Origin of the sequence: Microcoleus sp. K4-B3, assembly GCF_036704615.1 — a bacterium.
Lineage (GTDB): Bacteria > Cyanobacteriota > Cyanobacteriia > Cyanobacteriales > Microcoleaceae > Microcoleus.
Genome location: NZ_JAUBSF010000020.1, coordinates 49,287 through 73,156, shown reverse-complemented (window position 1 = coordinate 73,156; position 23,870 = coordinate 49,287). Strand labels below are relative to the sequence as shown.

Annotated in this window: 26 protein-coding genes and 1 tRNA gene; 16 read left to right on the top strand and 11 right to left on the bottom strand. The window is 46.2% G+C overall.

Translation table 11 applies throughout. From position 1 onward, the window contains the following. Positions 1-238 precede the first annotated feature (238 nt). Positions 239-1,318 carry an adenosylcobinamide-phosphate synthase CbiB gene (cbiB, locus tag QUA78_RS12045; RefSeq protein WP_333300940.1) on the top strand — a complete coding sequence of 360 codons (1,080 nt, stop codon included), beginning with the start codon at positions 239-241 and terminating at the stop codon, positions 1,316-1,318. A 270-nt stretch (positions 1,319-1,588) separates the two neighbouring features. Continuing rightward, positions 1,589-2,122, top strand: a complete 534-nt coding sequence (gene pyrR, locus QUA78_RS12040; protein WP_333300872.1) for a bifunctional pyr operon transcriptional regulator/uracil phosphoribosyltransferase PyrR — start codon at positions 1,589-1,591, stop codon at positions 2,120-2,122. 365 nt (positions 2,123-2,487) lie between these two features. Here pyrR and QUA78_RS12035 read toward each other — a convergent pair. Then, positions 2,488-2,560 (bottom strand) — tRNA-Ile (locus QUA78_RS12035). Positions 2,561-2,744: 184 nt separating this feature from the next. Between QUA78_RS12035 and QUA78_RS12030 the strand changes: the two genes are divergently transcribed. Both QUA78_RS12030 and QUA78_RS12025 read left to right on the top strand, forming a co-directional pair. Continuing rightward, the gene (locus QUA78_RS12030) at positions 2,745-3,437 is read left to right on the top strand and encodes a hypothetical protein (protein ID WP_333300874.1); all 693 of its coding nucleotides are present in this window, start codon (positions 2,745-2,747) and stop codon (positions 3,435-3,437) included. Positions 3,438-3,505: 68 nt separating this feature from the next. After that, positions 3,506-4,984 (top strand): hemolysin family protein, encoded by a 1,479-nt coding sequence (locus QUA78_RS12025; RefSeq protein WP_333300875.1) that lies wholly within the window; start codon positions 3,506-3,508, stop codon positions 4,982-4,984. Positions 4,985-5,072: 88 nt separating this feature from the next. Here the strand turns inward: QUA78_RS12025 and QUA78_RS12020 are convergent, their stop codons facing one another. Together QUA78_RS12020 and queC are read right to left on the bottom strand one after the other, a co-directional pair. Then, positions 5,073-6,164, bottom strand: coding sequence for a DUF6745 domain-containing protein (locus QUA78_RS12020; RefSeq protein ID WP_333300877.1), 1,092 nt, complete (start codon positions 6,162-6,164; stop codon positions 5,073-5,075). 94 nt (positions 6,165-6,258) lie between these two features. Then, positions 6,259-6,933, bottom strand: coding sequence for a 7-cyano-7-deazaguanine synthase QueC (queC, locus tag QUA78_RS12015; RefSeq protein ID WP_333300879.1), 675 nt, complete (start codon positions 6,931-6,933; stop codon positions 6,259-6,261). A 74-nt stretch (positions 6,934-7,007) separates the two neighbouring features. On the opposite strand from queC, the gene QUA78_RS12010 reads away from it, so the two are divergent. After that, positions 7,008-7,187: a hypothetical protein gene (locus QUA78_RS12010; RefSeq protein ID WP_333398816.1), complete on the top strand. Its 180-nt coding sequence runs from the start codon at positions 7,008-7,010 to the stop codon at positions 7,185-7,187. Positions 7,188-7,239: 52 nt separating this feature from the next. Here QUA78_RS12010 and QUA78_RS12005 read toward each other — a convergent pair whose 3' ends face one another. Further along, the gene (locus tag QUA78_RS12005) at positions 7,240-8,574 is read right to left on the bottom strand and encodes a cytosine deaminase (RefSeq protein WP_333300882.1); all 1,335 of its coding nucleotides are present in this window, start codon (positions 8,572-8,574) and stop codon (positions 7,240-7,242) included. 319 nt (positions 8,575-8,893) lie between these two features. On the opposite strand from QUA78_RS12005, the gene QUA78_RS12000 reads away from it, so the two are divergent. From QUA78_RS12000 to QUA78_RS11975, 6 genes are all read left to right on the top strand, one after another. Beyond that, a complete protein-coding gene (locus QUA78_RS12000) occupies positions 8,894-9,577 on the top strand; it encodes a class I SAM-dependent methyltransferase (RefSeq protein WP_333300884.1) in 684 nt (227 codons plus the stop codon). A gap of 19 nt (positions 9,578-9,596) precedes the next feature. After that, positions 9,597-9,809, top strand: a complete 213-nt coding sequence (locus tag QUA78_RS11995) for a hypothetical protein (protein ID WP_333300885.1) — start codon at positions 9,597-9,599, stop codon at positions 9,807-9,809. A gap of 353 nt (positions 9,810-10,162) precedes the next feature. After that, positions 10,163-11,410, top strand: coding sequence for a GTP cyclohydrolase II (locus tag QUA78_RS11990; protein ID WP_333300887.1), 1,248 nt, complete (start codon positions 10,163-10,165; stop codon positions 11,408-11,410). 89 nt (positions 11,411-11,499) lie between these two features. Beyond that, positions 11,500-12,582 (top strand): adenylate/guanylate cyclase domain-containing protein, encoded by a 1,083-nt coding sequence (locus QUA78_RS11985; RefSeq protein ID WP_333300889.1) that lies wholly within the window; start codon positions 11,500-11,502, stop codon positions 12,580-12,582. After that, a complete protein-coding gene (locus tag QUA78_RS11980; RefSeq protein WP_333300891.1) occupies positions 12,579-13,826 on the top strand; it encodes a URC4/urg3 family protein in 1,248 nt (415 codons plus the stop codon). The genes QUA78_RS11985 and QUA78_RS11980 overlap by 4 nt, the downstream gene beginning before the upstream one ends. Continuing rightward, on the top strand, positions 13,807-14,058 hold the full coding sequence (locus tag QUA78_RS11975) for a hypothetical protein (RefSeq protein WP_333300893.1): 252 nt from the start codon (positions 13,807-13,809) through the stop codon (positions 14,056-14,058). The genes QUA78_RS11980 and QUA78_RS11975 overlap by 20 nt, the downstream gene beginning before the upstream one ends. On the opposite strand, the gene QUA78_RS11970 is transcribed toward QUA78_RS11975, so the two are convergent. Then, entirely contained in the window at positions 14,036-14,608 is a 573-nt protein-coding gene (locus QUA78_RS11970; protein ID WP_333300894.1) for a DUF4360 domain-containing protein, read from the bottom strand. The two genes, QUA78_RS11975 and QUA78_RS11970, sit on opposite strands and share 23 nt — an antisense overlap. 607 nt (positions 14,609-15,215) lie before the next feature. Between QUA78_RS11970 and upp the strand changes: the two genes are divergently transcribed. Beyond that, positions 15,216-15,851, top strand: coding sequence for a uracil phosphoribosyltransferase (gene upp / locus QUA78_RS11965; RefSeq protein ID WP_333300896.1), 636 nt, complete (start codon positions 15,216-15,218; stop codon positions 15,849-15,851). A gap of 320 nt (positions 15,852-16,171) precedes the next feature. After that, positions 16,172-16,318, top strand: coding sequence for a hypothetical protein (locus tag QUA78_RS11960; RefSeq protein WP_333300898.1), 147 nt, complete (start codon positions 16,172-16,174; stop codon positions 16,316-16,318). Between the two features lie 304 nt (positions 16,319-16,622). On the opposite strand, the gene QUA78_RS11955 is transcribed toward QUA78_RS11960, so the two are convergent. Beyond that, positions 16,623-18,542: a hypothetical protein gene (locus QUA78_RS11955; RefSeq protein WP_333300900.1), complete on the bottom strand. Its 1,920-nt coding sequence runs from the start codon at positions 18,540-18,542 to the stop codon at positions 16,623-16,625. Between the two features lie 37 nt (positions 18,543-18,579). Next, entirely contained in the window at positions 18,580-19,950 is a 1,371-nt protein-coding gene (locus QUA78_RS11950; protein ID WP_333300901.1) for a glycosyltransferase family 4 protein, read from the bottom strand. A gap of 76 nt (positions 19,951-20,026) precedes the next feature. On the opposite strand from QUA78_RS11950, the gene QUA78_RS11945 reads away from it, so the two are divergent. Continuing rightward, positions 20,027-20,497 carry a tetratricopeptide repeat protein gene (locus QUA78_RS11945; protein ID WP_333300903.1) on the top strand — a complete coding sequence of 157 codons (471 nt, stop codon included), beginning with the start codon at positions 20,027-20,029 and terminating at the stop codon, positions 20,495-20,497. A 129-nt stretch (positions 20,498-20,626) separates the two neighbouring features. Then, entirely contained in the window at positions 20,627-21,583 is a 957-nt protein-coding gene (locus tag QUA78_RS11940) for a glycosyltransferase (RefSeq protein ID WP_333300942.1), read from the top strand. 91 nt (positions 21,584-21,674) lie between these two features. Here QUA78_RS11940 and QUA78_RS11935 read toward each other — a convergent pair whose 3' ends face one another. The 3 genes from QUA78_RS11935 to QUA78_RS11925 all read right to left on the bottom strand — a co-directional run bounded on the left by QUA78_RS11935 (position 21,675) and on the right by QUA78_RS11925 (position 22,529). Beyond that, positions 21,675-21,956 (bottom strand): antibiotic biosynthesis monooxygenase, encoded by a 282-nt coding sequence (locus QUA78_RS11935; protein ID WP_333398814.1) that lies wholly within the window; start codon positions 21,954-21,956, stop codon positions 21,675-21,677. Between the two features lie 89 nt (positions 21,957-22,045). Further along, positions 22,046-22,363, bottom strand: a complete 318-nt coding sequence (locus QUA78_RS11930) for a type II toxin-antitoxin system PemK/MazF family toxin (protein WP_333398812.1) — start codon at positions 22,361-22,363, stop codon at positions 22,046-22,048. Between the two features lie 4 nt (positions 22,364-22,367). Beyond that, entirely contained in the window at positions 22,368-22,529 is a 162-nt protein-coding gene (locus tag QUA78_RS11925; RefSeq protein WP_333300908.1) for a hypothetical protein, read from the bottom strand. Positions 22,530-22,703: 174 nt separating this feature from the next. Between QUA78_RS11925 and QUA78_RS11920 the strand changes: the two genes are divergently transcribed. Continuing rightward, on the top strand, positions 22,704-23,402 hold the full coding sequence (locus QUA78_RS11920) for a diacylglycerol/polyprenol kinase family protein (protein WP_333300910.1): 699 nt from the start codon (positions 22,704-22,706) through the stop codon (positions 23,400-23,402). A 197-nt stretch (positions 23,403-23,599) separates the two neighbouring features. Here the strand turns inward: QUA78_RS11920 and QUA78_RS11915 are convergent, their stop codons facing one another. After that, on the bottom strand, positions 23,600-23,749 hold the full coding sequence (locus tag QUA78_RS11915) for an isochorismate synthase (protein WP_333300911.1): 150 nt from the start codon (positions 23,747-23,749) through the stop codon (positions 23,600-23,602). Between the last annotated feature and the right edge of the window lie 121 nt (positions 23,750-23,870).

Below are 23,870 nucleotides of genomic sequence, written 5' to 3'. Positions count from 1 at the left end.
TCCGCAAGGGTAGCAGGAGTTAAAATCTGCTCTCTGGGGCGATCGATCCTGCTCTGACAATCAAGGAAGATGGTTCGGGCCCCCGGATTCATCCGTGGAGCGAGAAAAAAGCTCCTCGCTCCCCATCGCAAGCCCCCGGATCGATCGGTGGGGTCGCTTTCTTCAATTCTTTAATCTAAAATCTAAAATCTAAAATCTAAAATCGATTGACGGACTATCAAGTTTGACACAATATATAATGATGCCGGATGAATTTCCTGTTTTGATTTTAGCTGCGGTATTAGATTATTCGATCGGCGATCCTTGGGGTTGGCCGCATCCCGTGCAGGCGATGGGTTGGGCGATCGACCGCTATACTCGATTTGTCTTTAATATATGGAATAATCCCGCAGGCAAAATGCCTCCCGCTGGCGATCGTCCCGCTGGCGACCAGCACAAACTGCTGCTACGATGTGCTGGTACAATACTAGCGATCGGGCTGATTCTAGGCAGTTATACTGTCAGTTGGTGGATCGTCCAAGCTGCTAGTTGGGTGCATCCTCTTTTAGGTATTGCCCTACAGACCATTTTGCTGGCAAGCTGTTTTGCAGGTCGCAGTTTGAGGGCGGCTGCGGTGGACGTGCTAGCACCTTTAAATGTTGGAGATGTAGTCAAGGCGCGAGAACGGTTGAGCCTTTACGTCGGCCGGGATACCGCAAACTTATCGGAGCCAGAAATTCTGCGAGCATTGTTAGAAACTGTAACAGAGAATGCCGTCGATGGTGTGACAGCACCGCTATTTTATGCGTTACTTGGGTTCGCTCTGCCGCATCTATTATTAAGTTTTACCGATCGCCCGATCGATCCTAACTCGATGTGGGCGAGTGCGATCGTCCCCTTGGCGATCGCTTACAAAGCAGCCAGCACATTAGATTCTACGATCGGCTACAAAGAAGCGCCATACACTAATTTAGGATGGTTTAGCGCCAAACTAGAAGACGTGCTGACGTGGATTCCTTGTCGGCTAACAGTGATTACTTTAGCCCTTATATCTGGCAAACCGATTTACATTTGGCAGATTTGTCAGAGAGATGCTGTTAAAGATGCCAGTCCCAATTCCGGTTGGAGCGAGTGCGCCTACGCCGCCATCTTGGGAGTGCAACTAGGAGGTACAAATTCCTATCGTGGAGTTCTCAAACACAAACCGCTGTTAGGCGAGCCGATTCACCCGATTACAGACCAGCTAATTTGCCAAGCATTGCAATTAACTCGGTATTGCTTTCTGATTTGGTTGGGACTATCATTGCTTTTTTATACCTTATTATGTTTGAGCCGCTAACGGATGACCTTACCCGAACAGTCCAGGAGGCATAAATAACGTATTTATGTCATTGTTCGCGCTCCAAGCATTGCAATCGCAGCATCTGCTTTTCATCCGTTCGAGGTAAGTCCAGCAGAAGAGAGATATAAGCCACCGACAGGAGCAAAAAAAAAGTTTTGACCTGAGTTCAAACCCCCAGATTCATCTGTCAAGTCCATCTACACTCTCAAATCTAAAATCTAAAATTGTTCGATCCGCCAACAGCCAACAATTAGCTCGCAGCAAGCAATGACTAAAATTATCGAAATTTTATCGCCAGATGAAGTGAGGCGCACTCTCACCCGCGTCGCTTCCCAGATTGTCGAAAAATCAGGGAACCCCTCGGAGTTAGTGCTGTTGGGGATTCATAGTAGAGGAGTGCCTTTAGCTCAAATTTTGGCCGATCAAATTGAAGTCCTCGAACAAGTCAAAGTATGCGTGGGCGCTTTGGATATTACCTTTTACCGAGATGACTTGGATCGAGTTGCGATGCGGACACCGGCTAAAACAGAAATTCCTTTCGATTTGACGGGCAAAACCGTGGTGTTGGTAGATGACGTTATATATAAAGGCAGAACGACTCGAGCGGCTTTGAATGCGGTAAACGATTACGGCCGGCCGGAGAAAATTTGGTTGGCAGTATTAGTCGATCGCGGCCACCGAGAAGTACCGATTCAGCCGGATTTTACAGGTAAAAAGTTGCCGACTGCAAAGGAAGAACAAGTTAAGGTTTACGTTCAAGAGCTCGACGGGCGCGACGGAGTGGAGTTAATTAAGGGTTGATATCCTTGACCTTTGCATCGGAATAAGAATTTTTGGAGTGCAGTATGAGCGTCCCCGCGCAGCGCCCGCCATCTCAGGAGCGAGCCGATCTAATGTGGAATTGATTAAGGGTTTATATCGTTGACCTTTGCATCAGAATAAGAATTTTCCGAGTGCAGTGCCAGCTCAGGATCTCGCGATCGACCAAATTTCTAGTTGGCGATCGCACTTGCGACCTCACAAACCAGGTTTATTGGGATATTTTTCGTTACTTGTCGCAAATTTTTCGTAGAAACCGGGTTTCTAGCCCCCATCCGTCCAGGACTGGTATCTGGGAAGAAACCTGGTTTTTAGCCAGAGCGCGGAGCTTCTTGATTTATTTGAAATCGGCAGTGCAGGAGTTGAACCTGCCTGGGGCGAATTATGAGTTCGCTGCCTAAACCGCTCGGCCAACTGCCGTTAAGTCGATTTGTTCGACCTAACTGAAAATGAATTATAACATAATTTCCCAGTCCGTGCTAGAACTAGAGAACAAAAATCAAAATCTTTAGATCTGCTGAGTCCCGATCGCCTGTTAGCCACTGTGCTGAAGCCGATCGACCCGACAAAGCAGTTTCTACGACTCGGCATAAACTTATAGGCAATGGCAGTGAATTCGACGGTAGTGCTGACTCTAATTCTGCTAGCTCTGATGTTTGGAGCAGGCGTGACGAGTTCTGTTTGGGGATTTACTATAGGTCGCGAAGCCTTGAAAGGAACGACTCAACCCGATGTTCGCCCCAGCAACAATGCTGGCAGCGGCAAGCAGGGAACTCGGGCTAGCAAAGACCAAGTGAGCATTTTGAAAGAAAAAGACATTCTCACAACCGTCAAAGCGCGGGTAGAAGGTCGCGATCCAGACAAAACAACGGCTCAAGCAAATACTAAAGCAGACAAGGCAAGCTCTAAACCAGCCACGGCAAAAAAATCTGCCTCGCCAAATGCCAGCGCCAAGTTCCCTCTGAACAGTCGCGACGGGGGAATAACCTTGGAAGTCAGCGCGGCCAGTCAGCGCAGCAATTCCATGCTGCTAGACGTGAGCATGAAAAATGAAGGATCCCAAGCTGTGAGGTTTCTCTACAGTTTCTTGAACGTCACTGACGATCGCGGCCGGGCCCTGAGCGCGACTGCTGAGGATTTGCCGTCGGAACTGCCCCCCAACGGGCAGGTGTTTTACGGTACGGTGAGTATTCCCACAGCTTTGCTGGAAAATGCTAAAGAAGTTTCGCTGACGCTGACAGATTATCCAGGTCAAAAACTTCAGTTGCAAATATCTGGCATTCCAGTGGCAAAGTAAGATAAAAGGAGACCAAACCTGCAGACGGATTCTCAGGTTTGATCGAGAAAGTTTTTTTAGGGAGCATTGTGTCACTTTTAGGGGCGAGAGTGCAGGAGATATCTGATTTACCCGCGATGAGTTTGACAGAGGTGCTGTCGCGGTTGCTGTCAGTGCTGTTGCTGATTGCGATTAATGCTTTTTTTGTGGCGGCTGAGTTTTCGATGGTGACGGTACGCCGATCGCGCATCAATCAGTTAGTGGATGCCGGGGACTTGGCAGCTCAAACGGTGCAATCTTTGCAGCAAAGTATCGAGCGATTGCTCTCGACAATGCAGTTGGGCATCACTGTTTCGAGTTTAGCTATCGGCTGGATTGGGGAAAGTACGATCGCCGTGCTAGTGAGAATGTCGATCGGCTATTTGCCGCTGCCAACTTACATCAAGTCTGGGATCGCCCATTCTTTTAGCATATCAATAGTAACTTTTTTGTTGCTAGCTTACCTGCAAATCGTACTCGGCGAACTCTTTCCCAAATCTGTAGCGTTACTGTATTCCGAACAGCTAGCCAGAAGTTTAGGGCCTCCGAGTTTATTGATTGCCCGTTTGTTCAATCCCTTTGTGTCGTTTCTCAATCAATCCACTCGATCGCTCTTGCGGTTTGCGGGGATCGAATACGACCTCAGGCACCGACCGGTTACTCCCGAAGAACTGCAATTAATTATAGCTACTTCGAGCGAATCAAGCGGCTTGGAAGCAGAAAAGCGAGAATTGCTCAACAACGTGTTTGAATTTGGCGAAGTTTGGGTACAAGAAGTAATGGTGCCCAGACCTAGCATTGTCGCACTTCCGAAGACGGCCACCTTTCAAACTTTGCTCGACGAAATGGCGATTTCTAACCATTCCCGCTATCCGGTGACGGGAGATTCTTTAGACGACATTATCGGCATTATTGGCTTCAAACAACTTGCGAAACCCCTAGCTGAAGGTTTGCTATCTCCCGACACGCCAATTGTAACTTGGATGTCTTCGGTGAGGTTTGTGCCGGAGATGATGCTGCTGGGGGAACTGCTGCCTTTGATGCAGAGTTCGTCGGAAGAAATTGCGATCGTTGTCGATGAATTTGGCGGCATTTCCGGGTTAGTGACGCTGAGTGATTTGATTGCGGAAATTATCGGTCGCAGCTACGAGTCGCCCGACAGCAAAGAAATTGCTTTGCAAGTATTGGACGATCGCACTTTTTTGGTGCAAGCGCAGTTAAATGTAGATGATGTGAATCAAATATTGAATGTGGATTTGCCAGTAACTGACGAATATCAGACAATCGGAGGTTTTCTGAGCTATCAGTTGCAAAGAATGCCGGCTGTTGGGGAAGTGTGGCGCTGCGAAAATGTGGAACTTACGGTTGTTTCTGTGTGCGGGCCGCGGTTGGATCAAATTCAAATTCATTTGCTGTCAGGGGCGGCGGGCGATCGAGCTTTGGGTGAAGTTGCAGCAGCGGATGGGGAATTTGTGGGCAAAGGGCGATCGAATAGCGGGTTGAGAGGTATGGCGAAATTTTCTAGTTGAGATTTTGATTTAAAGGCCGAGTATCGAGATTAAGGACAAAGTGTAGAGAGTGAATGAGTCAACATACTTGATTCATCTTTATAATAACTTAAGTTTGGAGGGAAAACTCTTCTGGGTCGATTCCCCAATTTACCCAACTAATCGCCTCTCTTGCGGATGTAATTTCAGGGGGAACTCGCAGTGCATGAATGTATCTGGTGCTGGGACAAGTCATTTTCAATAAGTGCATATGCTTTTCCTCTTCATAACCCCATTCACTCTCAAAAATCTCGACTATATCAATTTTGAGTAACGTGTATTCTTGCCAAGAGTCTAATTCAGTTGCTTGCAACTCTTGACAAATTCTATCGTAACCAATCCCTTGAATTAAAACTCGTTTTACTTCGGCATTTTTCTCAGATAAAAGCCAATCTGCACGCCATTGAGAAGGATGCAGTTTTCCGTAGAACTCCGGCACTCTCACTCCATTAACTGCATACACTTTGAAGCCATCTTTAAACAGAACAGCGGGAGAACCTAAAGCGTGCAGTCGTTGTTGATTGTCGAAGGAAAGAACTGTAGGACGATCGCAGATAAAGCAAACCCTTTTAAACGGAACTATCCAGCCGCAATACTTGGCTAAAGACTGATAGATAGACCATTTTTTTTTATTGTAATGGCAATTTAAAACCGAAATATAAAAGTCAAACAAAGTGCCTAAATAAGCTAAGCTTTTTAATGGAAAATAGGTAGTATGCTGATATGCTAGTTGACTTTCTAATTGACGCATCAGTTGCATTGTTAATTCCTGTATCTCTGGATTTAGCAATTGACGATCCAATGTTCTAACCAATTGACTTTTCAGGTGATGCTTCCCTAGCAGCGTGGTAAGTTGTCTGCCCAGTTGCGAATCCAGTTGCCCCTTCGGTTCGCACCACGGATCGTTCCAATGGTCGTGCCACGGGTCGTTCCAAAACAAACTTTCCATTTGGCTAAAAGTAGGGTAAAACGACGCATAAGGACTATCAGAAAAAAGAATGAGAGGTGGTTTTTTACCTAACAATGCGTAGGCTGCTGTTACCGCTTCTGTGGCTTTTTGCCGATCGATTGGTTCGGTAGAAAGTGCGATCGCTCTCCATTTCTCCCGATATAATGGAATCAAAGCTTCTTGTTCTGGAGTGAGCCGATCGATTGCATTCATAAGAAAAAGAAACCGGGTTTTTTGTCGCTTCTGCCATCTGTAATGTATTATCGCAAAAAAAACCGGTTTTTGACCGCCCGTGCGTAAGTAATGTTTAAGCGTAAGGCACGGGATCTTTTAACCCCAATTCCTCAAAAGCCGCCAGCCGCAACCGACAAGAATCGCAAACGCCACAGGCATTTTCGCCGCCTGCATAGCAAGACCAAGTTTGCTCCCAAGGCACTCCTAATTTGTTGCCTAATTGAATAATTTCTGTTTTTTTAAGTTCGATTAAAGGTGTTACAATATTAATAGCATTTCCTTCTCTTCCCTGCTTTGTTCCTAACCGAAATACTTCCTGCATGGCTTGGATATAATCGAGGCGACAGTCGGGATAGCCGGAATAATCTAAAGCGTTGACACCGATGTAAATACGATCGGCTTCTAGGGTTTCTGCGTAGGCGAGGGCAAAACTGAGAAAAATCGTGTTTCTAGCTGGAACGTAGGTAATGGGGATGTTTTGAGACATTTCTCCCAGAGTGCGATCGATCGGCAATTCGATCTGATTATCCGTCAAAGCCGAACCGCCCCAAAGCGTCAAGTCAAAGTTTACTATCTGATGTGCCTTAACCCCGGCCGAAAGTGCGATCGCCCTTGCTGATTCCAACTCCCGCCGGTGCCTTTGCTTGTAGTCAAAGGAAATAGCGTAACACTCGCAGCCGTCGGCCTTGGCTTGATACAAAACAGTTGAGGAATCCAGCCCTCCCGACAATAAAATAACTGCTTTCACTTAAAATGTCCTCGATTGAATCAGCTTTTATATTTATATCAAATTAGTTCTCAATTGACAAGATGGAATTATAAATGAATAGATTTTTTTTGAACGAACCGCGAAGACGCGAAGGAAGAAAAGAGAATTTGGTTGATAATGTAGGGTGCGTGTTGTGTATATTATCTAATATCAAATCCGTTGGCATCGTAATTAATATTACCGGAAATCAGGAGACGGCAGTGCCGTTTCCCTACAATATTATTTTGGGGTAGGGACACGGCATTGCCGTCTCCTCTATCATGTCTGAGTGCAACCGGAATTGATTTAAATTGCTAACAAATCGTCTAGTTCGCGGTAATCGGGCAAAGTTGTATCAATTTCTTTACCCTGCCGCAAAACTGTGCGATCGCCTTGCGATCTAGATAACAGTTCGCTGAAATTCCTCGCCTTAAACAAAATTAAATCTGCTGGTAAACCAACAGCAATTTTTCCTAGATTCGGCAATCCCATTAAATCTGCTGGTGTTTTTGTGACTGTGCGCGGCCAATCTTCCCAAGGTCTATCTAAATGGGCAATGCGGACTGCCATATTAAAGACTTCTAAAACATCGTGATCGCCAAATCCGTAAAACGGATCGCGACAATTGTCGCTAGCAACTGCAACGGGAATTCCTGCTGCTTTGAGTTCGTGCAGCAGCGTGACTCCCCGCCAGCGCGGTGTACGCTGAGATTGTCGGTCTTGCAGGTAAAGGTTGCACATCGGCAAGCTGACAATGCCAATATTTGCGACCTTGACTAATGCGAGGGTTTCTGTTACTAATTCGGGGGGTTGTACGGCTAAACTACAGCAGTGCCCGCAGATAATTTGACCGATAAATTCATGGCGGATGGCGGTTTTTGCGACTTCTCGCAGTGTTGTTGATTCTGGATCGTCGTTTTCGTCGGTGTGGAAGTCGAGGTTTAAATTTCGTTCTTTGGCTAAGGCAAAAACTCGATCGAGTTGTTTGTCTAAGTCGGGGTTGATATAGGCGACGCCGCCGAGAATGCCGCCAATTTGGGCCATGCGATCGGCTAATTTTTCGCCGGCTGGTGTCAGGAAATAGTCGAGGGAAACCAGGGAAACTGCTTGCAAGATCAGCCGATCGCCCCATTCGGCTTGCAGCGCTTCAAATACTCCCAAACTAACGGTTCCCTGTTCGCCTGCGCTGTCAATGTGAGTGCGGATGGCCTTGGTTCCGTGGGCGTAGCTGCACTTGAGGCCGAACTCCATCCGTCGGTAAACATCCTCTGCATTCCAGTTTTTTTCGGCATCAGCGCACGCTGCTTCGATCGCGCTGGCAAAAGTTCCATCGGGATTGGGCGATCGTTCCCAAATATGGCCTTTGTCTAAATGAGTGTGCATATCCACAAAACAAGGCCAAACTAAGCCCCCGCACAAATCGACAATTGGGATATCTGCAATTGGGAATAAATGTTCTGTACCTGATGGAATAATTTGAGCGATCGTACCCGCTGCAATTTCCATATCCACCAAACAAAAATTGTTCTCAGTCCCCGTTATTGCGACAGTAGAAGCTGACGGCGCGATCGATTTCATCTCTAGAAGAGACGCGGGCACGCGACCATTTTTAAGCAAATAATTAGATGTACTTGGCAACATTAATTTTGTGAGTTAGTATTTTCCTAAGAATTTAGCGCTACCGCAAAAATGCTACCGAAAATCATTGTCTGTTGAGCGTCGGCTGTATTTTTTGGTAATAAATGCTACCTTCTCAGTCTAACCATTTAGACATAAAATTGTACAGCGCCGATCGTTCGGGGGTCGAGCGCCAACAAGCCGAGCATCTACAAATACTGATTTGCAAATAAACCTAGTTTTCGATCTGCTTGCAGGGGTGTACTCTACCAGCCCAGCTAATGGTAATAAATTGTGGTCGTCCCACTGCCCTTAGCAACTGTACAAATCGTGAAACTGAACCATGCAAAAACTGAAAAGTTGCCCTGTTTGCAATTCACAAAATATCCGTTTCCGCAACAAAGCTGGCACTTCCGATGCCCCTAAAGAACCACTGAAATGGTCGCTTTTCGGCTGTGACGATTGCGGGCTAGGATTTCTCAATCCCCAACCTACATGGGAGGAATTGATTCCCTATTATCCCCCAGATTATCTGTGCTACAACACTCGCGTTGAGGATGAGGAACGAGTAGTGGAAGAAGCAAAGCGGCGGGGCGAGTACGGGCACATTCCTGTCCCTGTCGGCAAGCGGTTATTGGACGTAGGATGCGGCGGAGGCTCTTTTCTGCAAGTCTTCAAAAAGCTGGGAGTTGAAGTTAAAGGGGTTGAGCCTGCGGAATCTGCGGCGGCGGCGGCCCGCGATTGCGGGCTCGATGTTTTTACAGGCACTTTGGAAGAATATATCGCACAAAACGGTACCGAGGAAAAGTTTGATGTTATCACCTGTTCCCACGTTTTGATGGCAACACCTTCGCCCGCACGAACACTCGACTGCATGAAGCAATTGCTGGAACCCAACGGTTATATTTGGGTGGCTGTACCGAACGCTGACTGCGAATCGGCGCGCCTGCTTGGCTGGCGGTGGCACGTGGTACAGTGCTTATTTCCCCCGCAACATCATACAATTCACTCACAAAAGTCTGAGTAAAGCTGGAGAAGTTGCTGGTTTGGAAATTCGGCGACAGTCCACTTATTCTTTTCCCGAAGCGGTGGCTTTTTCGCTTTGTTTGCGGTGGCGTCATCGCTGGTTTATACCGCACAAAATTTCCAGCCGCTTGCTGTCGGAAAACTATCTCAAGCGGGCCGCGCAGGAATTGGACTCGCGCGACGAAGGCGAGGCAATTTTAATGGAATTCTGTCACCCTCAAAGTCTGGATTAAGGCGTTTTGAGCAAAAATATTCCACTTGAGATTTGAGATTTGAGATTGACTGCACATCTGCGGCTCAGAATCTCAAATCTTTTTTTTTCGCATCTGTTAAAAATTCAACATTTGCCTTTGGCAGTTGTGCTGTCTTTGGTGTTGGCTATACTGGAAAAGATTGAACTCTGAACTTATATCTAATCCGACGAAAACCTCCTGTTATCCTGAAACCTACGCCGAGAAAGGGTTGTGTGTGTAGCGCGATTGTTTCAACCAGGGAGGTGTGTAGTGTTGGTATGATGAATCACTGTTTCAGATTGCGGTTCGGCTTACAACCAACAGCAGCATCCATAGCAAGAGCAAAAAAAACTGTGTCAAAACCGAAGCATATAGTTTTAACATCCCATCCCGACAGATCCGGCACAAAACCTCATCCCATTTACTGGGGAGAAATCGATCCCGTGAAACGGGGGCCTGTTATTGGTAGCCTCAGCAAATCGTCTCACCGGAATGCGATCGGCACTCATTCGGGTTCCTACTCTGTTTATCGAGCGCTAGCAGTTGCTTCCGGCGCACTCCAAGCAGATCACCGCCCCGATTTTACCAACACATCTCCGGCCGCACACATCGGGCCACACCCGAGTTGGGGCGATCGCAATTTGATTGTTTCTCTCGATCCCTTTGGAGGTTTGGTCAGCGAAATTTATACTTCATTTTTACAGCAGGGATACGATATTCGACCGACAATTGCTGTCACTAAAGCTCACATTAATATGCCGGAGTTGCAAGATGCTATTGCTAAGGGGCGGGTGCAAATTGATGGCAAAATAGTCAAAGCAGGCGGCAATTTAGCAGTCACTAAAATTGCGATCGACCCGGTATGGTATTTGCCGGGAATTGCTAGGCGGATCGGCGCTGAAGAAAGCGTTCTTCGCCGTGTCTTGTTCGAGCAAACAGGCGGAATGTTCTCGGACTTAGTGACGCGGCCGGACTTGCACGTTTTCTTGCCGCCAATTGGCGGAACTACGGTTTATATCATTGGCGATGTCGCGAATATTTCTGACTCCGACAAGCAGTTGGCGGTACGGGTACACGATGAATGCAACGGTTCAGATGTCTTCAGTTCGGATATCTGCACTTGCCGCCCTTATTTGGTACACGGGATTGAAATTTGTATCCAAACGGCACAATCCGGCGGTTCTGGGGTAATAGTTTACTTCCGCAAGGAAGGGAGAGCTTTGGGGGAAGTGACTAAGTTTTTGGTGTACAATGCCAGAAAACGGCAGGAAGGCGGCGATCGCGCTGATGCCTATTTTACGCGCACTGAATGCGTGGCGGGAGTTCAAGATATGCGGTTTCAAGAACTAATGCCAGACGTGCTGCACTGGTTGGGTATCTCTCGAATTGACAGTTTAGTTTCTATGAGCGATATGAAATACAATGCGATTATCAATTCTGGAATTCAGGTGGTCGATCGCATCCCCATTCCTGAAGATTGGATTCCCGCAGACGCACAAGTCGAAATCGTTGCCAAAAAAGCCGCCGGCTACTACACGCCAGACCCTGTGCCAGATGCTACAATTCTTGCAGAAGCGATCGGACGCGATTTAGGAGATTGAGAGGGCAAAGACGCGATCGATCGGGCGCGAACAATTGCGTCTTTGCTAAATAAAATTTATTGCTGGTTTTTGATCAGTCAGGGTAGGTTATGGCTAATTTGCGTTCTACTGTGATCGTAAAAACAGATATTTGCGGATATACCGTCAGAGTCAAAAAATTATCTCAGTCGGACTTAAGTAGTTTGTTAAACGAGCATAAAAATTTTGTTTCAGATATTAGCACCAGAAATGAAGGCAGCGTGATAAAAGGGGAAGGTGATTCATTTTGGATAATTTTTCCCAGCGTCACAGCAGCGGCTGTAGCAGCCATAGAAATGCAGCAAGAATTGAGAGCGCAGCAATCTAGCAAGGCGAACGACGAACGATTGGCTATCCGCGTGTCGATTACATTAGGAGATGTCTTGCATCAAGATAAAGATATCTTTGGCGATACGGTGAATTTAACAGCGCGCATAGAATCAGTAACTCCGCCAGATGAAATATATTTGTCCCAAGCAGCATGGCTGGCGCTCAACAAAGCAGAAGTGCAAACGTCTTTTGTCAACGAGTTTTCTTTGAAAGGGATGAGCGAACCTGAAAAAGTCTACAAAGTTGACCAAAGTTACAAAACGCGAATCATAAAAAATCAAGCAATAATTAAAGCAGATTTGAGAGGTTTTATTGGTTATCAAGAATCTAATTCTATCAAAGACGTTGAATATTTGCTCACAAACTTTGATACTTTTGAAAAAACAATTTGCGAAGAATACGGCGGTACAATTCGGAGTATTGTTGGGGATTCGCATTTGTTGACTTTTCCAGAATCTCACTCAGCCTTAGCGGCAATGGAAAGTTTGTGCGAGAATTGGAAACTTTTTATTCGCGCCAATCAAATACCTTGCGGCCTGTCGGTGGGAGTTGCTAAGGGAAATTTATATATATTTAGGTCTTGCACTTACGGAAAAGATATTAACATAGCCGACAGGCTGGAAGATTTAAGTAAAATAGTAACTCCGGGTCGAGAAAGAAATTCAGTCATAGTTTCCGATCAAATAAAACGCGAAGTCAGCGGGTCGAAGTGGGAATATAAGCTGATAAAAATCGATAAAAATGCGATTTTAGATAATCTTTTAGATTACAGTCAGTTTGACTTTTTTCAAGAAAACGATGTTTATCGGTGTTTGGTTGCATGAAGTTGCACAATATTGAACTTGAGACTGTAGAATATCTGAGAACCCCGACTGCTATTCGCCAAAAGTGCGATCGGCTTTTTGATTTAGCTCGCCTTGACAAACTTCGCTACTTCCGCGTCGATTTATCCCAACTCGACAAAGCAGCAAATTATGTAATTGAGACAACGCGCCAACAGTATCCCGATTTTAACATTCCCTTTCACAGTCGCTGGCGACATTTTGAAGCCGGCAACCTGTCGCGACTCGCAGAATTGGATGCAGCTTTAGCACAATTTGCACTCATAGACCAAGCTAAGATCAAATTTGATTTAGCAATTATCAGCGTTTTGCTTGATGCTGGTGCTGGTGCAGATTGGCAGTATTGCGAATCCGAAACCGGACAGGTTTACCGCCGTTCTGAAGGGTTAGCAATAGCCAGCTTGCGGATGTTTTTTCAAGGTTTTTTTTCCAGCAATCCCGATTTTCCTTGGCAAGCTGATTATCGCGGACTTTCTCAGTTAAAACTAGAAACCTTAGCTGCTGGATTTCAGGTAAGTCGAGACAATCCGCTAGTTGGTCTAACAGGCAGATTAGAATTATTGCAGCGTTTGGGAAATGCTATTTGCCAGCATCCATTATTATTTGGCAGCGAAAACCCGCGTCCCGGCAATTTGGCAAAATACTTGTTCGACAGTCGGGTTTCTGGACTCAAAACGGTGAAAGCTTCTGAAGTATTGAACGCTGTTTTGACAGGTTTTGGGGAAATTTGGCCCGGAAGATATGCAATTGGTGGAGTTAATTTAGGCGATGTTTGGCAGCATCGAGCCTTAATAGGAGAAAATCTGGGAGATGAATTCGTGCCGTTTCACAAACTATCGCAGTGGTTGACTTATTCGCTGTTGGAACCGCTGCAAGAAATGGGTTTAGAAGTGACTGGATTGGATGAGTTAACGGGATTGCCGGAGTACCGAAACGGCGGTTTGTGTTTGGATATCGGACTGCTTCAGGCAAAAGATTCGGCTATTTTTGAGCAGAGTTACTTGCCGGGTGAGGAAGTTATAGTAGAATGGCGATCGCTCACTGTCAATCTTTTAGATAAAATTGCCGCAGCTATTCGAGAAAAGCTGCATTTGAGTGCGGATCAATTGCCGCTGGTGAAGATTTTGCAAGGAGGAACTTGGGCGGCGGGGCGGAAAATTGCGGCTGAATTGAGGGCTGGTGGAGTGCCACCAATTCAGATTGAAAGTGACGGCACTGTGTTTTAGAGGGAAAAAGGAAGAAGGAAGTTCGGCAACGGATTCTATAACGGATGTAACGGATGTCAGGAAGAAGGAAAAGGGAAGAAGGAAAAGGGAAAAGGAAAAGGGAAAAGGGAAGAGGGAAGAGGGAAAATTATCCCTCTTCCAACTTAAAACTCAAAATTCAAAATTCAAACCTGAAAACTATTCCTCACACTACACTCCCCACAAGCTGCTTAGCGGCAAGTGCGATATTTGACGTGATAAACTAAACCGCGATGAGCCAAATCGAAGGAGTCAACCGTTGCCATACCAGCACCGCGGGCTGTCATTGCAGCATTTACTCGCATATTTACACTGTCGCCGCAGCGAGACCAAACATTAGCTACAGTGGCTAAGCTATCTCGAACATTGTAGTTAGTTTCGCCGCTGAGATTCCGATTAAAAACTGGGCCGCGGGTTCCAGCAAAAAAGTATTCAGCTCGCAGGTTGCCTGTGGTTTTAGGAGCCACGTAGCCGCGATAATCAGCATCGTAAATAGAAATTTGGAAGCCTTGGGGTACTTTGATGGGAATGCTCAGATTGCAGCTTTTCCGGCTTTCTGCTGAGACATTTCCCAGGGCTGCAAACTTATCAAATAGGATGGTGAGTTCTTGACCGTCGGGGCTGACGCTGACGCTGGCGGAGCGATCTGGGCAACCGCTACCGCCGTAGCTTGCACCTAAAATTTGAACTGCCGGATTAGCAAAGGCGGGGCTGATAGAAGCAGTCATTAATGCCGTAGCTAGCAATAGTTTTACAAACTTCATGGATGTTCTCCTTAATAAGTTAAGTTGTGTGTTAGGAGCACCCTAAAAAATTGAAGCTAAATTTAGATAAGCTTCTTTAAACTTGGATATGGACGCCTTCATGTGGAAAGATGAAAAGCCATTCAAGCCAAGCTTATTACCTCATGTGCAGTTCCTATTCAGGTTTTTTGGATTAGTGAATTAATCGAAAAAATAGGTTTTCTGCTGATACTTTCTAAGATTCATGTCTGCTCCTAAAAGTTCCGGAAGATTTCCGTGCGAAACTCCGGATCTGTGTTAACAGGGTTGGACGGAGCGCGAGAAAGCGAGCGAGACCAGTCGGGAGGCTTTTGGCCCCGGATATGCGTTCCCAGGAAGAGGGCCGGAAGGAGAGGAAACGAGAGAATGACATATTTGTGTATTTTCAAACCTCGCATACTTAGTATCGCGCTGCGCGGAAAAAAGATAAGTGTAGAAGCGAATTTTATTCGCTCGGTATTCGTGTTTTCTATACGGGTTTGATATAAGTAGTCCTGGACGCAGGGGCGGCTATAAACCGGGTTTTTTTGCGTCAAGAATGGCTCGATGACTGATAAGTTAGAATAAAGCAAATTAATTGTTCAAAAAAATGAGTGCTAAAGTTACTGTCATAGACCATCCTTTGATACAGCACAAGTTAACTCTAATGCGGCAAACTCAAACGAGCACGGCGAAATTTCGCCAACTGCTGAAAGAGATTGGGATGCTGCTAGCTTATGAAGTGACGCGAGATTTGCCGCTAAAATACGAACAAATAGAAACGCCGATCGCAAAAATGAATGCACCGATGCTGGCTGCGGAAAAGAACATGGTCATTATTTCGATTATGCGCGCCGGTCAGGGATTGTTAGATAGTATTTTAGAACTGATTCCGTCAGCGAGGGTAGGACATATTGGTTTGTACCGCGATCCGACAACTCGGATGGCGATCGAATATTATTTCAAAGTTCCCCAGGATATCGAACAGCGAGATGTTTTAATTGTCGATCCGATGTTGGCTACTGGTAATTCAGCAGTGGCGGCAGTGGATAGGCTGAAAGAAGTTAATCCGAAGTCTATTAAGTTTTTGTGCTTGCTGGCGGCACCGGAGGGACTTAAGCACTTTCACGAACAACACCCTGACGTGCAGATTTATACGGCGGCAGTTGACGAGTGTTTGGACGAACACGGCTATATTGTACCTGGACTCGGAGATGCGGGCGATCGGCTTTACGGCACTATGTGAATTCAAGAAAATTATTATCTGCTGTATATGTCAATACATTCATTGAAAAATAAGTTTACTAACATAACTATTGGTTTGATCGTGCCAGACAATGTAAATTGTAAGATTTTAATGTCAGGAAAAGCCTATATATAGCAAGGGTTGTAGGATTTTTTTACATTAAATTCGTAAATTGCATTATCTCAATGTATTTACTGCATTTTATGGTGTAATTCTCTGCCTTTAGTGTAATTAATCGCAGGAATTAGTTCATAAAATAGATGTATGACGTTAACCGTTTGCGATCGACTACTAACATTTTTTGGACGAGGAAAAAAACAATGGAGACTACAGCACAGAAGGAAGCCCCCGATCAGCCTGTTGAGGAAGTGAAAATTAACAATATCAACAGTTTGGAGTTTGAGCTTTGGGCTAAAGCCGTGAAACAACAGATGATTGCAGCACTCTCTAAAAAGGGCGCGATTTGACATCTCTGAGTTTTTTGTGCGCAAGTGGCGTTAATTAAATTAACAAAATTTTTGTCTGCATTGTTGTCCGAGAGCGATAAGTGGGGAGGGGAAGAGTTTTGAGATTGCGCCTCTCGATGAGTTGCGGGAGGGGGAGAAGAAAGCATTTTCCTTCTTTCTAGTTTTGGACGCATGGGTGGCCGGAAACCGAGTTTTTTTACGAAAATACTTCTGTTGCAATCGGCAGAAACGGTAAAAAAACCCGGTTTCTTGGTGTCGAGAGTGCGTTCGGGACTGTTTTCTCTGCCGAATGCTTTCTGCCAGATTACGATCGCTTGTCAACCGCCGCCAGCAAGCGCAGACTTCCGTCTTGAATCTGCACTGCTTTCACCGTTCCCACAGCAACTCTTTGTTGACCGTTAGCCATCGCTACCTCAATCTTAATCTTGGGGTCAGCCTGCAAGCCCAGCCGCCCCCAGAGCCACTTGACTTGAGTAGTAGGAAAAGAGCGCACTTCTACATCTGAAAAGGGCGAATTAACCCAACGGCTACCGTCGTAAAAACTCGCTACTTGCACCTGATACCAAACTTGTTCTCCCGCCAATTTTAACTCGTTGTTCGGTTCTGGTTCCAGCCACTCAGAGGGATTGACACTGCTAATTAAAGTAGCAGAACCCATAATTTGACTTTTGTGGTCTTCTAGATTTTCAGCCTGAGAAACTGCTTCCTCAAGTTTGTTGACCAAATTCCGAATTCGACTTCTTGTTTCGCTGTCAGTATCTGATTGCTGGTCGAGCCAATTCATCGCCTCGCGAGTTCCGTCTTGAGACGCTACAATCAGGGCGCCCCAAGCCTTGACATCGGCGTCAGCGGCATTCACTCTCAAGGCGGCGTCTATGCGGTTCCAGATCCGCCCGCTGTCATTTTTGAGGGTGGTGGCAATTTCGTGACTGTTGCTCGGATCGGCTTCAAATACTTGCAAAGCTTCGCTCCAACGGCCGTCTATCAATTCTGCGAGAACTTGTTGACCGGGACTGGCCCAAGATGCGATCGCCTGAGCCCGAGTAATTTTAGCGTGAAATTCGATCGTTTCTAGCTGAGCTTGCGCGACAGCGGGCCAATTTTTGCCGGCTTTCCCCTTCGCCACACGCATGACATTTAATGCTGGAGACCACAGCCCGCTTTTGGCAAGTCGCAGCCCATTTTTGTAAGTCTCGTCATTGAAGGCAAACTCTTCTAAAGAAATCGCCGTTAACTGAACTGGGTTCGGCAAAAATTTGCGCGGGCCAATTTGATAAAGGGTAAATTGTGGCTCTAAACCAACTGTTTGGTCGATCGCCAACTGCGGATTTGAACCCTTAACAATTTGTTGCCAATTCGGCGGTTGTCCGGCCGCACTCGCCCAATCCAAAAGCGAGATTAAATGATTTTGGCTGGGGTTGTAGCGAACGACTTGTCCGTAGGGAATTTTCTTGTCGCCCCGCATTAGTTTACCGCTGACATTCAACCAAATGCCCGAGGCGGGGGGCTTTCCGTCAAAGCGGCGCAGTTCTGTTAGGGGTAACGACTGATTCGAGGCTTGATTGTCAGATGTAGAGTCAGCTAAAGAAGCCATGACAAAAGATTCCGCCGGGCCTTCTATATTCATAGAACTGGCTAGCTGAAAATACTGCTCTTTATCGGAACTGCGATCGGGAAACTGCACCCGCTTGTACACCCGAAGTTCGACAATTTGACGGCAAGGATTTTTGCAAACAGTAGAAGCCTTAACAGTTCTTTCTACCATCACCGGCAAAAGCAAATCGGCAACAGAATTATCGCCGGATCGATCGACGGGAAGCGGGAGGGGTTCTCCGGTTACGAATCCCAATTTGCGGACGCTGGCTTTGATTTGATCGAGAGTTTCGATGGAATCTCTGCTACCTGTAGGCAGACGCGACCATTCCGGCACAAACTGAGAGATCAACTTGTTGCCGTTGGGATCGACAATTAGCTGATAACTCAGCCAAGCGCCGCCTCCCATCAAAGCTGCACAGCCACACAAGACGCTGAGGGCTGTCAAATTAGCTACCAGTCTTTTCCAGGGATATTTGGCGGGAGTTAGGGGAGCAGTTATTAGAAGCTGGGACTCTTTAAGATTTTTGGGGCGCCTGGTTTGGCGGCGGCGTCTTGTCGGAGGAGGAGCAACTTTGCTATTTTCTGGGGGTTTGGCTCGATTTTTTGAGGGGTTAATTTTGTGTTCCATCGTCCCATTTTAGAATTTAGATTTTAGAATTTAGAGTTTAAAATTGCAATAGCCGATCGTACTGCCGACCTATGATATCCCAGGTGTAGTGGCTTTCAACCAGCGATCGCGCACTGGCAGAGAGATCCTGTCTTAGCTGCTGATTTTCAAACAAACTCGTAATCGCCTCAACATACTCCTGAACTTTGTTCGCCCGCAAGGCCCTTATCAGTTGTGGGTCGCCATCGACGGCTAAACCCTCCAAACCTCGATCGCTAGCAACCACAGGGGTTCCCGCCGCCATCGCCTCCAAAGTTTTATTTTTAATTCCAAAACCAATCCGCATCGGCACCACACAAACAGCAACCTGATGCAAATATTCTGCCACCCTTTGCACCCGGCCTACTACTTGAATTCCCGGAAGTTTCCCCAAGGCGAGCACTTCCGGGACTGGCGAAGCCCCTACTAAGGTGAGGGTAGCATCGGGATAGCGCTGCTGCAAAGGCGGCAGTATTTGCAAACTCAGAAACCTCGCCGCGTCAATATTGGGCAAATTGTTCATTGCGCCTGCAAAAATTAAGGTGTGTCCTCCCGGATCGATCGACCGATACGGAAATTGAGTTAAATCCACGCCGTTAGGAATTACATCTATGGGAGGTACAAAAAAATCTTGTTTCCCTCGCACGTGAACCGGAGGCGAAAGCAATTCTAGGAGTTGCTCTCTGTCGGTGGATGTTGTCGCGACAATGCGGGAGAATTTGGAACAGTAGCGTTTTTCGTAGCGGGCGAGTAGCGGTAAATTCAGTCGATCGCGCAGGGGTTTTTCGGAGGTGCCGGTTGCTAACATTTCCCTGCAAGTTCCCCAAACGGAACTGTGAATGTTTGCCACTGTCAGCACTTTTTGCCGCCATTCTGGACGCACGTAAATCTCGTTAACGCTGTGTTCGCAGGTGACAGCATCGCATTTGCCTGTTGTTACCAATTCGTCTGCCCAATTCTGCATTGCTTGCGAGTAGCTTGAGAGTACGTTGGGAGGTGTTCCCGACTGCAAAAATCGACTGAATCTCTGGAATTTTCCTATTATTTCAGAGAACCCCCCCTGGTTAAGGGCAGGAAATAACCCCCCCTCAGTCCCCCCCTTGTTAAGGGGGGGAGGTAAGAATCCTTCCTCAGTCTCCTGGTGGAGTCTTAGCCCCCCCTTAGCAAGGGGGGGTTGGGGGGGTGTCTGCGGATGGGGAAAAACTGCCAATTCTAGAACTTGCTGGCGCAATGCGTCGATTTGTGAATCGGTGACATCGGGCGATCGCACAGTGCCGAGAATTACATCATGCCGCTGGCTCAAGTATTGCAATAAATTAAACGTCCTTACCTGAGTTCCTCCGCGGCTTGGCGGATAGGGAAAAGTCGAGGAAAGCATCAAAATCTTCATGGGATGTGGGATAAATAAAGTTGCCGCTTGCGCGATAAAATTGATTGATAAAACCTTTTTAACAATCCTCGCACCTATGGACGAATTATCTGTCAAGGCGCTGCTCGAAGACTTGAAAAAGCCCGACGAAAGCGTGCGCGATCGGGCAACTACAGAACTCTGGCGCACTTGGTTTAACCAGAAGGGTGAGTATGGGATGCAAATTCTCAGGCGATCGCAAGTTTCGATAGATGCAGGCGATGTTCCCCACGCTTTGGATTTGCTGACACAACTGATCTCCGAAGCGCCTGATTTTGCTGAAGCTTGGAACCGGCGCGCCGTACTTCACTATACCCAAGGAAATTATAAAAAGTCGCTCCAGGACTGCGAAACCGTCCTCAAACTGAACCCGGTTCATTTTGGGGCGCTGCACGGCCTGGGTTTGTGCTACGCTGCCCTGGGAGAATACAGAAGTGCTATTCAAGCTTTTCGCCGCGCTTTGGAAATTCAACCCTTTGCTTTGGTGAATCAAAAGTTAATTCTCGAATGTACGGCTCGTTTGAGTTAAAATCAACTGTCCCGGGAGTGAAATTTGTTAATACCAATGGGTAAAAAACTATGCGACTGCCGGATTTTTTTTATCAGCATAGTTGTAAATTTTTAGTTACCTCAAATCTAAAATAGAAAATTGTCTAAGGTGCCCAAAATTAGCGTTTGCATTCCTACTTACAATCGAGTGCATCTGCTGGCTAGTGCGATCGCCAGCGTGCTAGCTCAAACTTATACAGATTTTGAATTAATTGTCTGCGATGACGGCTCAACTGACAGCACTCCGCTGTTAATGTCGGAATTTGTCGATGGCGGGATTCGCTACATTCGCCACCCGCAGAATATCGGCAAAAGCAATAATATGCGATCGGGCTTTGCGGCGGCAAGGGGCGAATATTTTATCAAGTTTGACGATGACGATCGCCTCAGCGCGCAATTTCTAGAGCGGACATCTGCTATCTTAGATCGAGAGCCAAGCATTGATTTTGTCAGTACAGATCACTGGGTGATCGACATTCACAATTATATTGACGAAAATCAGACGAAAATGAATTCGCAGCGGTGGGGCCGCACCGAGTTGTCGGCTGGAATTATTGAAGATTTGCTCTCCACAGTTTTTGTGAGACAAAGTTTGCAAATAGGGGCAACTTTGTTTCGCCGCCGCGCGCTGGAAGAAGTCGGATTTCTGCGCCCGAATTGGCAAAATTGCGAAGATAACGATTTGTTTGTGAGACTTGCGATTGCGGGCAAAAAGTGCTATTACTTGCCGGAGCTGTTGATGGAGTATCGAGTTCATGCAGGACAGCAAGGAGTCGATCGGGCAATTCCGTATTTAAGCGATAAATTGCGCTATTTGATCTGCTACGAATTTGATTCCGAGAAGTTGGAAACAGTAAGGCTCAAAAGGATTGCAGAAACTCAATTAGCGCTGGGTTTGCGGCTGATTGAGGTGGGTGAAACTGCAAAAGGGCGCCTGATGGTGCGAGCTGGAAAGTCTGTTTCTGAGGCGAAAATGTGGGCGGGTTTGGGATTGTCGCTGCTGCCCGTCGAGTTGCGTCCAAGGGCTTTTGCGGCTGTACGGGAGTTGTTGAAACGGGAGTTGTGAAAGCGTAGGATTTCGACAGAATACCCGGCGGTTGAAACCGCCGAGTATTCGTTTGTGTTGAGCCGGTTGAAACCGCCGAGTATTGTTACTTTCATAATACTCCTGACTCTAATTGGTCTAGATAAATAAATTCTGGAGCTTTAACTCCGGCTGCTTCTCTAATTTTAACCAGTCTAGGCGACTCAAAAAACGCCCTAGCATCTGCGATTGATGTCCAGGCGGAGAAATGAACAATTTTGTTGGGTTCATTGTCATACTTCAAGACTTGATAGGAGCGCTCGCCAGCTTCTTTTCGGATGCTTTCAGCACGATCGAATACCTGTTTCCAAGCTTCATAGTTTTCTACTTCATGAATAATTAATACATATTGCATAGCAGTCAGATTCTCTGATAATTTCAAAACTTCAAGGGTTCGGTTTACTCCTCTTCTTTCTCAGCATTTTCCTCTTGAAATCCCAACCACTAAAGTATTACCTCTTCTACTTCGAGCATTTTCTCTGATGTCAGACTTCCCAATTTGCGTAGAAGCTTTGAATGAGGAATTGTAATCATATTTTGTACCTCAAATACTCCTTCTCGGAGGAACTTATTTTTGACTTTTACCTCAAATCTAGAACCGCGTAGACTTGTTGTATGTGGCACTAGAGTCGCTAAGGCTCGGTCTTGATTTAAAGCAAGAATACTCACGACAGAACATGGTCTGACTTTCGCAATATAACCTAGATCGACTAACCAGATTTCACCACGCTCTGGACTATTCACATACGGATTCTTCCTCATCAAACTATAAAAAAATTCCCTCAGCATTCAGAACTAAATCGTCATCAGACAGCGGTGGAAACTCTAAATCAACCGTCCGTTTCAAAATTTCCAATACCAAATATAACCGCTCTGAGTCTGTTAATAGCTCAAAGGTATTCAAAAGTTCTTCTACTAAAATAGTCATAGCTTTTTCTCTAGACTTGCTTATAGCATAGCACAGGTTTTAAGTAGACTAACCTCAAAAAACATAACAGCCAGCTCCCCGCAGCACTTTAAGGCTGCGGGGTTCTAAGATCGATCGCGCTTTCCACTAAAGTAGTAAACAGTGCCTGATGTAAATAAGTGTTTCCTAAATATCGTGTCTATATTTTCTGAAGTTCCGACTGTGTGGCTGCAAATTTCCCTCGTGGGAGTCTGGCTGGGCTTGATTTTACTGGTAGCTGAGGGCTTAAATCGCTTTACTTCTGTCGATGCTGAGGTATCGCGGAAGGTGGTGCACATCGGTACTGGAAATGTGATTTTGCTGGCGTGGTGGCTGGAAATACCCGGTTGGGTGGGAATTTCGGCGGGAATTTTAGCGGCGGCGATCGCCTTAATTTCCTACCAAGTTCCGATTTTACCCAGTCTTAACAGCATCAACCGGAAGAGTTGGGGGACTTTTTTCTATGCTGTTACTATCAGCATTCTCGTCGCTTGGTTTTGGCCGCTACAGCATCAGGAGTACGCTGCTTTGGGCATTTTAGTCATGACTTGGGGGGACGGATTGGCTGCTGTCATCGGCCAGAAATACGGCAAACATATTTATCGAGTTGGGGGAATGCAGAAGAGTTGGGAAGGTTCTGCAACTATGTATTTGGTGAGTTTTGCTGTTAGCAGTTTGATTTTGCTGGCGGTTCAAGGCAATATTTGGCAAACTTGGGCGGTGTCTGCCGTTGTGGCTTTGGTTGCTGCTAGTTTAGAATCGGTTTCTAAGTGGGGAATTGACAATTTGAGCGTGCCGATCGGCAGTGCTGCGATCGCCTTTTTTCTGAATCAGTTTTGGGTAATTGGTAATTGATAGGTTGGGTAGAACGAAGTGAAACCCAACCTACAATTAGTATTAACAGTCAACAATTAACAATTAACAGTCAACAGTTAACAGTCAACAGTTAACAGTCAACAATTAACAATTAACAATTAACAATTAACAATTAACTGTTGACTGTTAAACAGAATGCCTTTCCCTGCATCGCTATAAAATCCCCGATCGGCTGCTCATTTTTCCCGTTTAGAGCCTTTAGATGGCGTACCTTCAAAAGGCTGAACGCCACTGTTGGGATAATCGTCATCGCTGCGTCTAAAAATCCGCGAGGCTCCTTCCGAAACGTAACGCATTGCGTTTACAACAGATTTATAAAGATTCATAAAATCCGCCTCTCTTCTGTGGCTTGGAATACTTTTAGACTACTCTGATTTTTTGCCTTTGAACTACTTTAGCAATATTTATTTGAATTACTTATTAGTCTGCAACATAGAAGCAAACTGA

Coding starts and splice junctions, on each gene's coding strand:
- cbiB (WP_333300940.1), top strand. CDS start 239: ATGATGCCGGATGAATTTCCTGTTTTGATTTTAGCTGCGGTATTAGAT.
- pyrR (WP_333300872.1), top strand. CDS start 1,589: ATGACTAAAATTATCGAAATTTTATCGCCAGATGAAGTGAGGCGCACT.
- QUA78_RS12030 (WP_333300874.1), top strand. CDS start 2,745: ATGGCAGTGAATTCGACGGTAGTGCTGACTCTAATTCTGCTAGCTCTG.
- QUA78_RS12020 (WP_333300877.1), bottom strand. CDS start 6,164: ATGAATGCAATCGATCGGCTCACTCCAGAACAAGAAGCTTTGATTCCA.
- QUA78_RS12010 (WP_333398816.1), top strand. CDS start 7,008: ATGAATAGATTTTTTTTGAACGAACCGCGAAGACGCGAAGGAAGAAAA.
- QUA78_RS12005 (WP_333300882.1), bottom strand. CDS start 8,574: ATGTTGCCAAGTACATCTAATTATTTGCTTAAAAATGGTCGCGTGCCC.
- QUA78_RS12000 (WP_333300884.1), top strand. CDS start 8,894: ATGCAAAAACTGAAAAGTTGCCCTGTTTGCAATTCACAAAATATCCGT.
- QUA78_RS11985 (WP_333300889.1), top strand. CDS start 11,500: ATGGCTAATTTGCGTTCTACTGTGATCGTAAAAACAGATATTTGCGGA.
- QUA78_RS11980 (WP_333300891.1), top strand. CDS start 12,579: ATGAAGTTGCACAATATTGAACTTGAGACTGTAGAATATCTGAGAACC.
- QUA78_RS11970 (WP_333300894.1), bottom strand. CDS start 14,608: ATGAAGTTTGTAAAACTATTGCTAGCTACGGCATTAATGACTGCTTCT.
- upp (WP_333300896.1), top strand. CDS start 15,216: ATGAGTGCTAAAGTTACTGTCATAGACCATCCTTTGATACAGCACAAG.
- QUA78_RS11960 (WP_333300898.1), top strand. CDS start 16,172: ATGGAGACTACAGCACAGAAGGAAGCCCCCGATCAGCCTGTTGAGGAA.
- QUA78_RS11955 (WP_333300900.1), bottom strand. CDS start 18,542: ATGGAACACAAAATTAACCCCTCAAAAAATCGAGCCAAACCCCCAGAA.
- QUA78_RS11950 (WP_333300901.1), bottom strand. CDS start 19,950: ATGAAGATTTTGATGCTTTCCTCGACTTTTCCCTATCCGCCAAGCCGC.
- QUA78_RS11945 (WP_333300903.1), top strand. CDS start 20,027: ATGGACGAATTATCTGTCAAGGCGCTGCTCGAAGACTTGAAAAAGCCC.
- QUA78_RS11935 (WP_333398814.1), bottom strand. CDS start 21,956: ATGCAATATGTATTAATTATTCATGAAGTAGAAAACTATGAAGCTTGG.
- QUA78_RS11930 (WP_333398812.1), bottom strand. CDS start 22,363: ATGAGGAAGAATCCGTATGTGAATAGTCCAGAGCGTGGTGAAATCTGG.
- QUA78_RS11925 (WP_333300908.1), bottom strand. CDS start 22,529: ATGACTATTTTAGTAGAAGAACTTTTGAATACCTTTGAGCTATTAACA.
- QUA78_RS11915 (WP_333300911.1), bottom strand. CDS start 23,749: ATGAATCTTTATAAATCTGTTGTAAACGCAATGCGTTACGTTTCGGAA.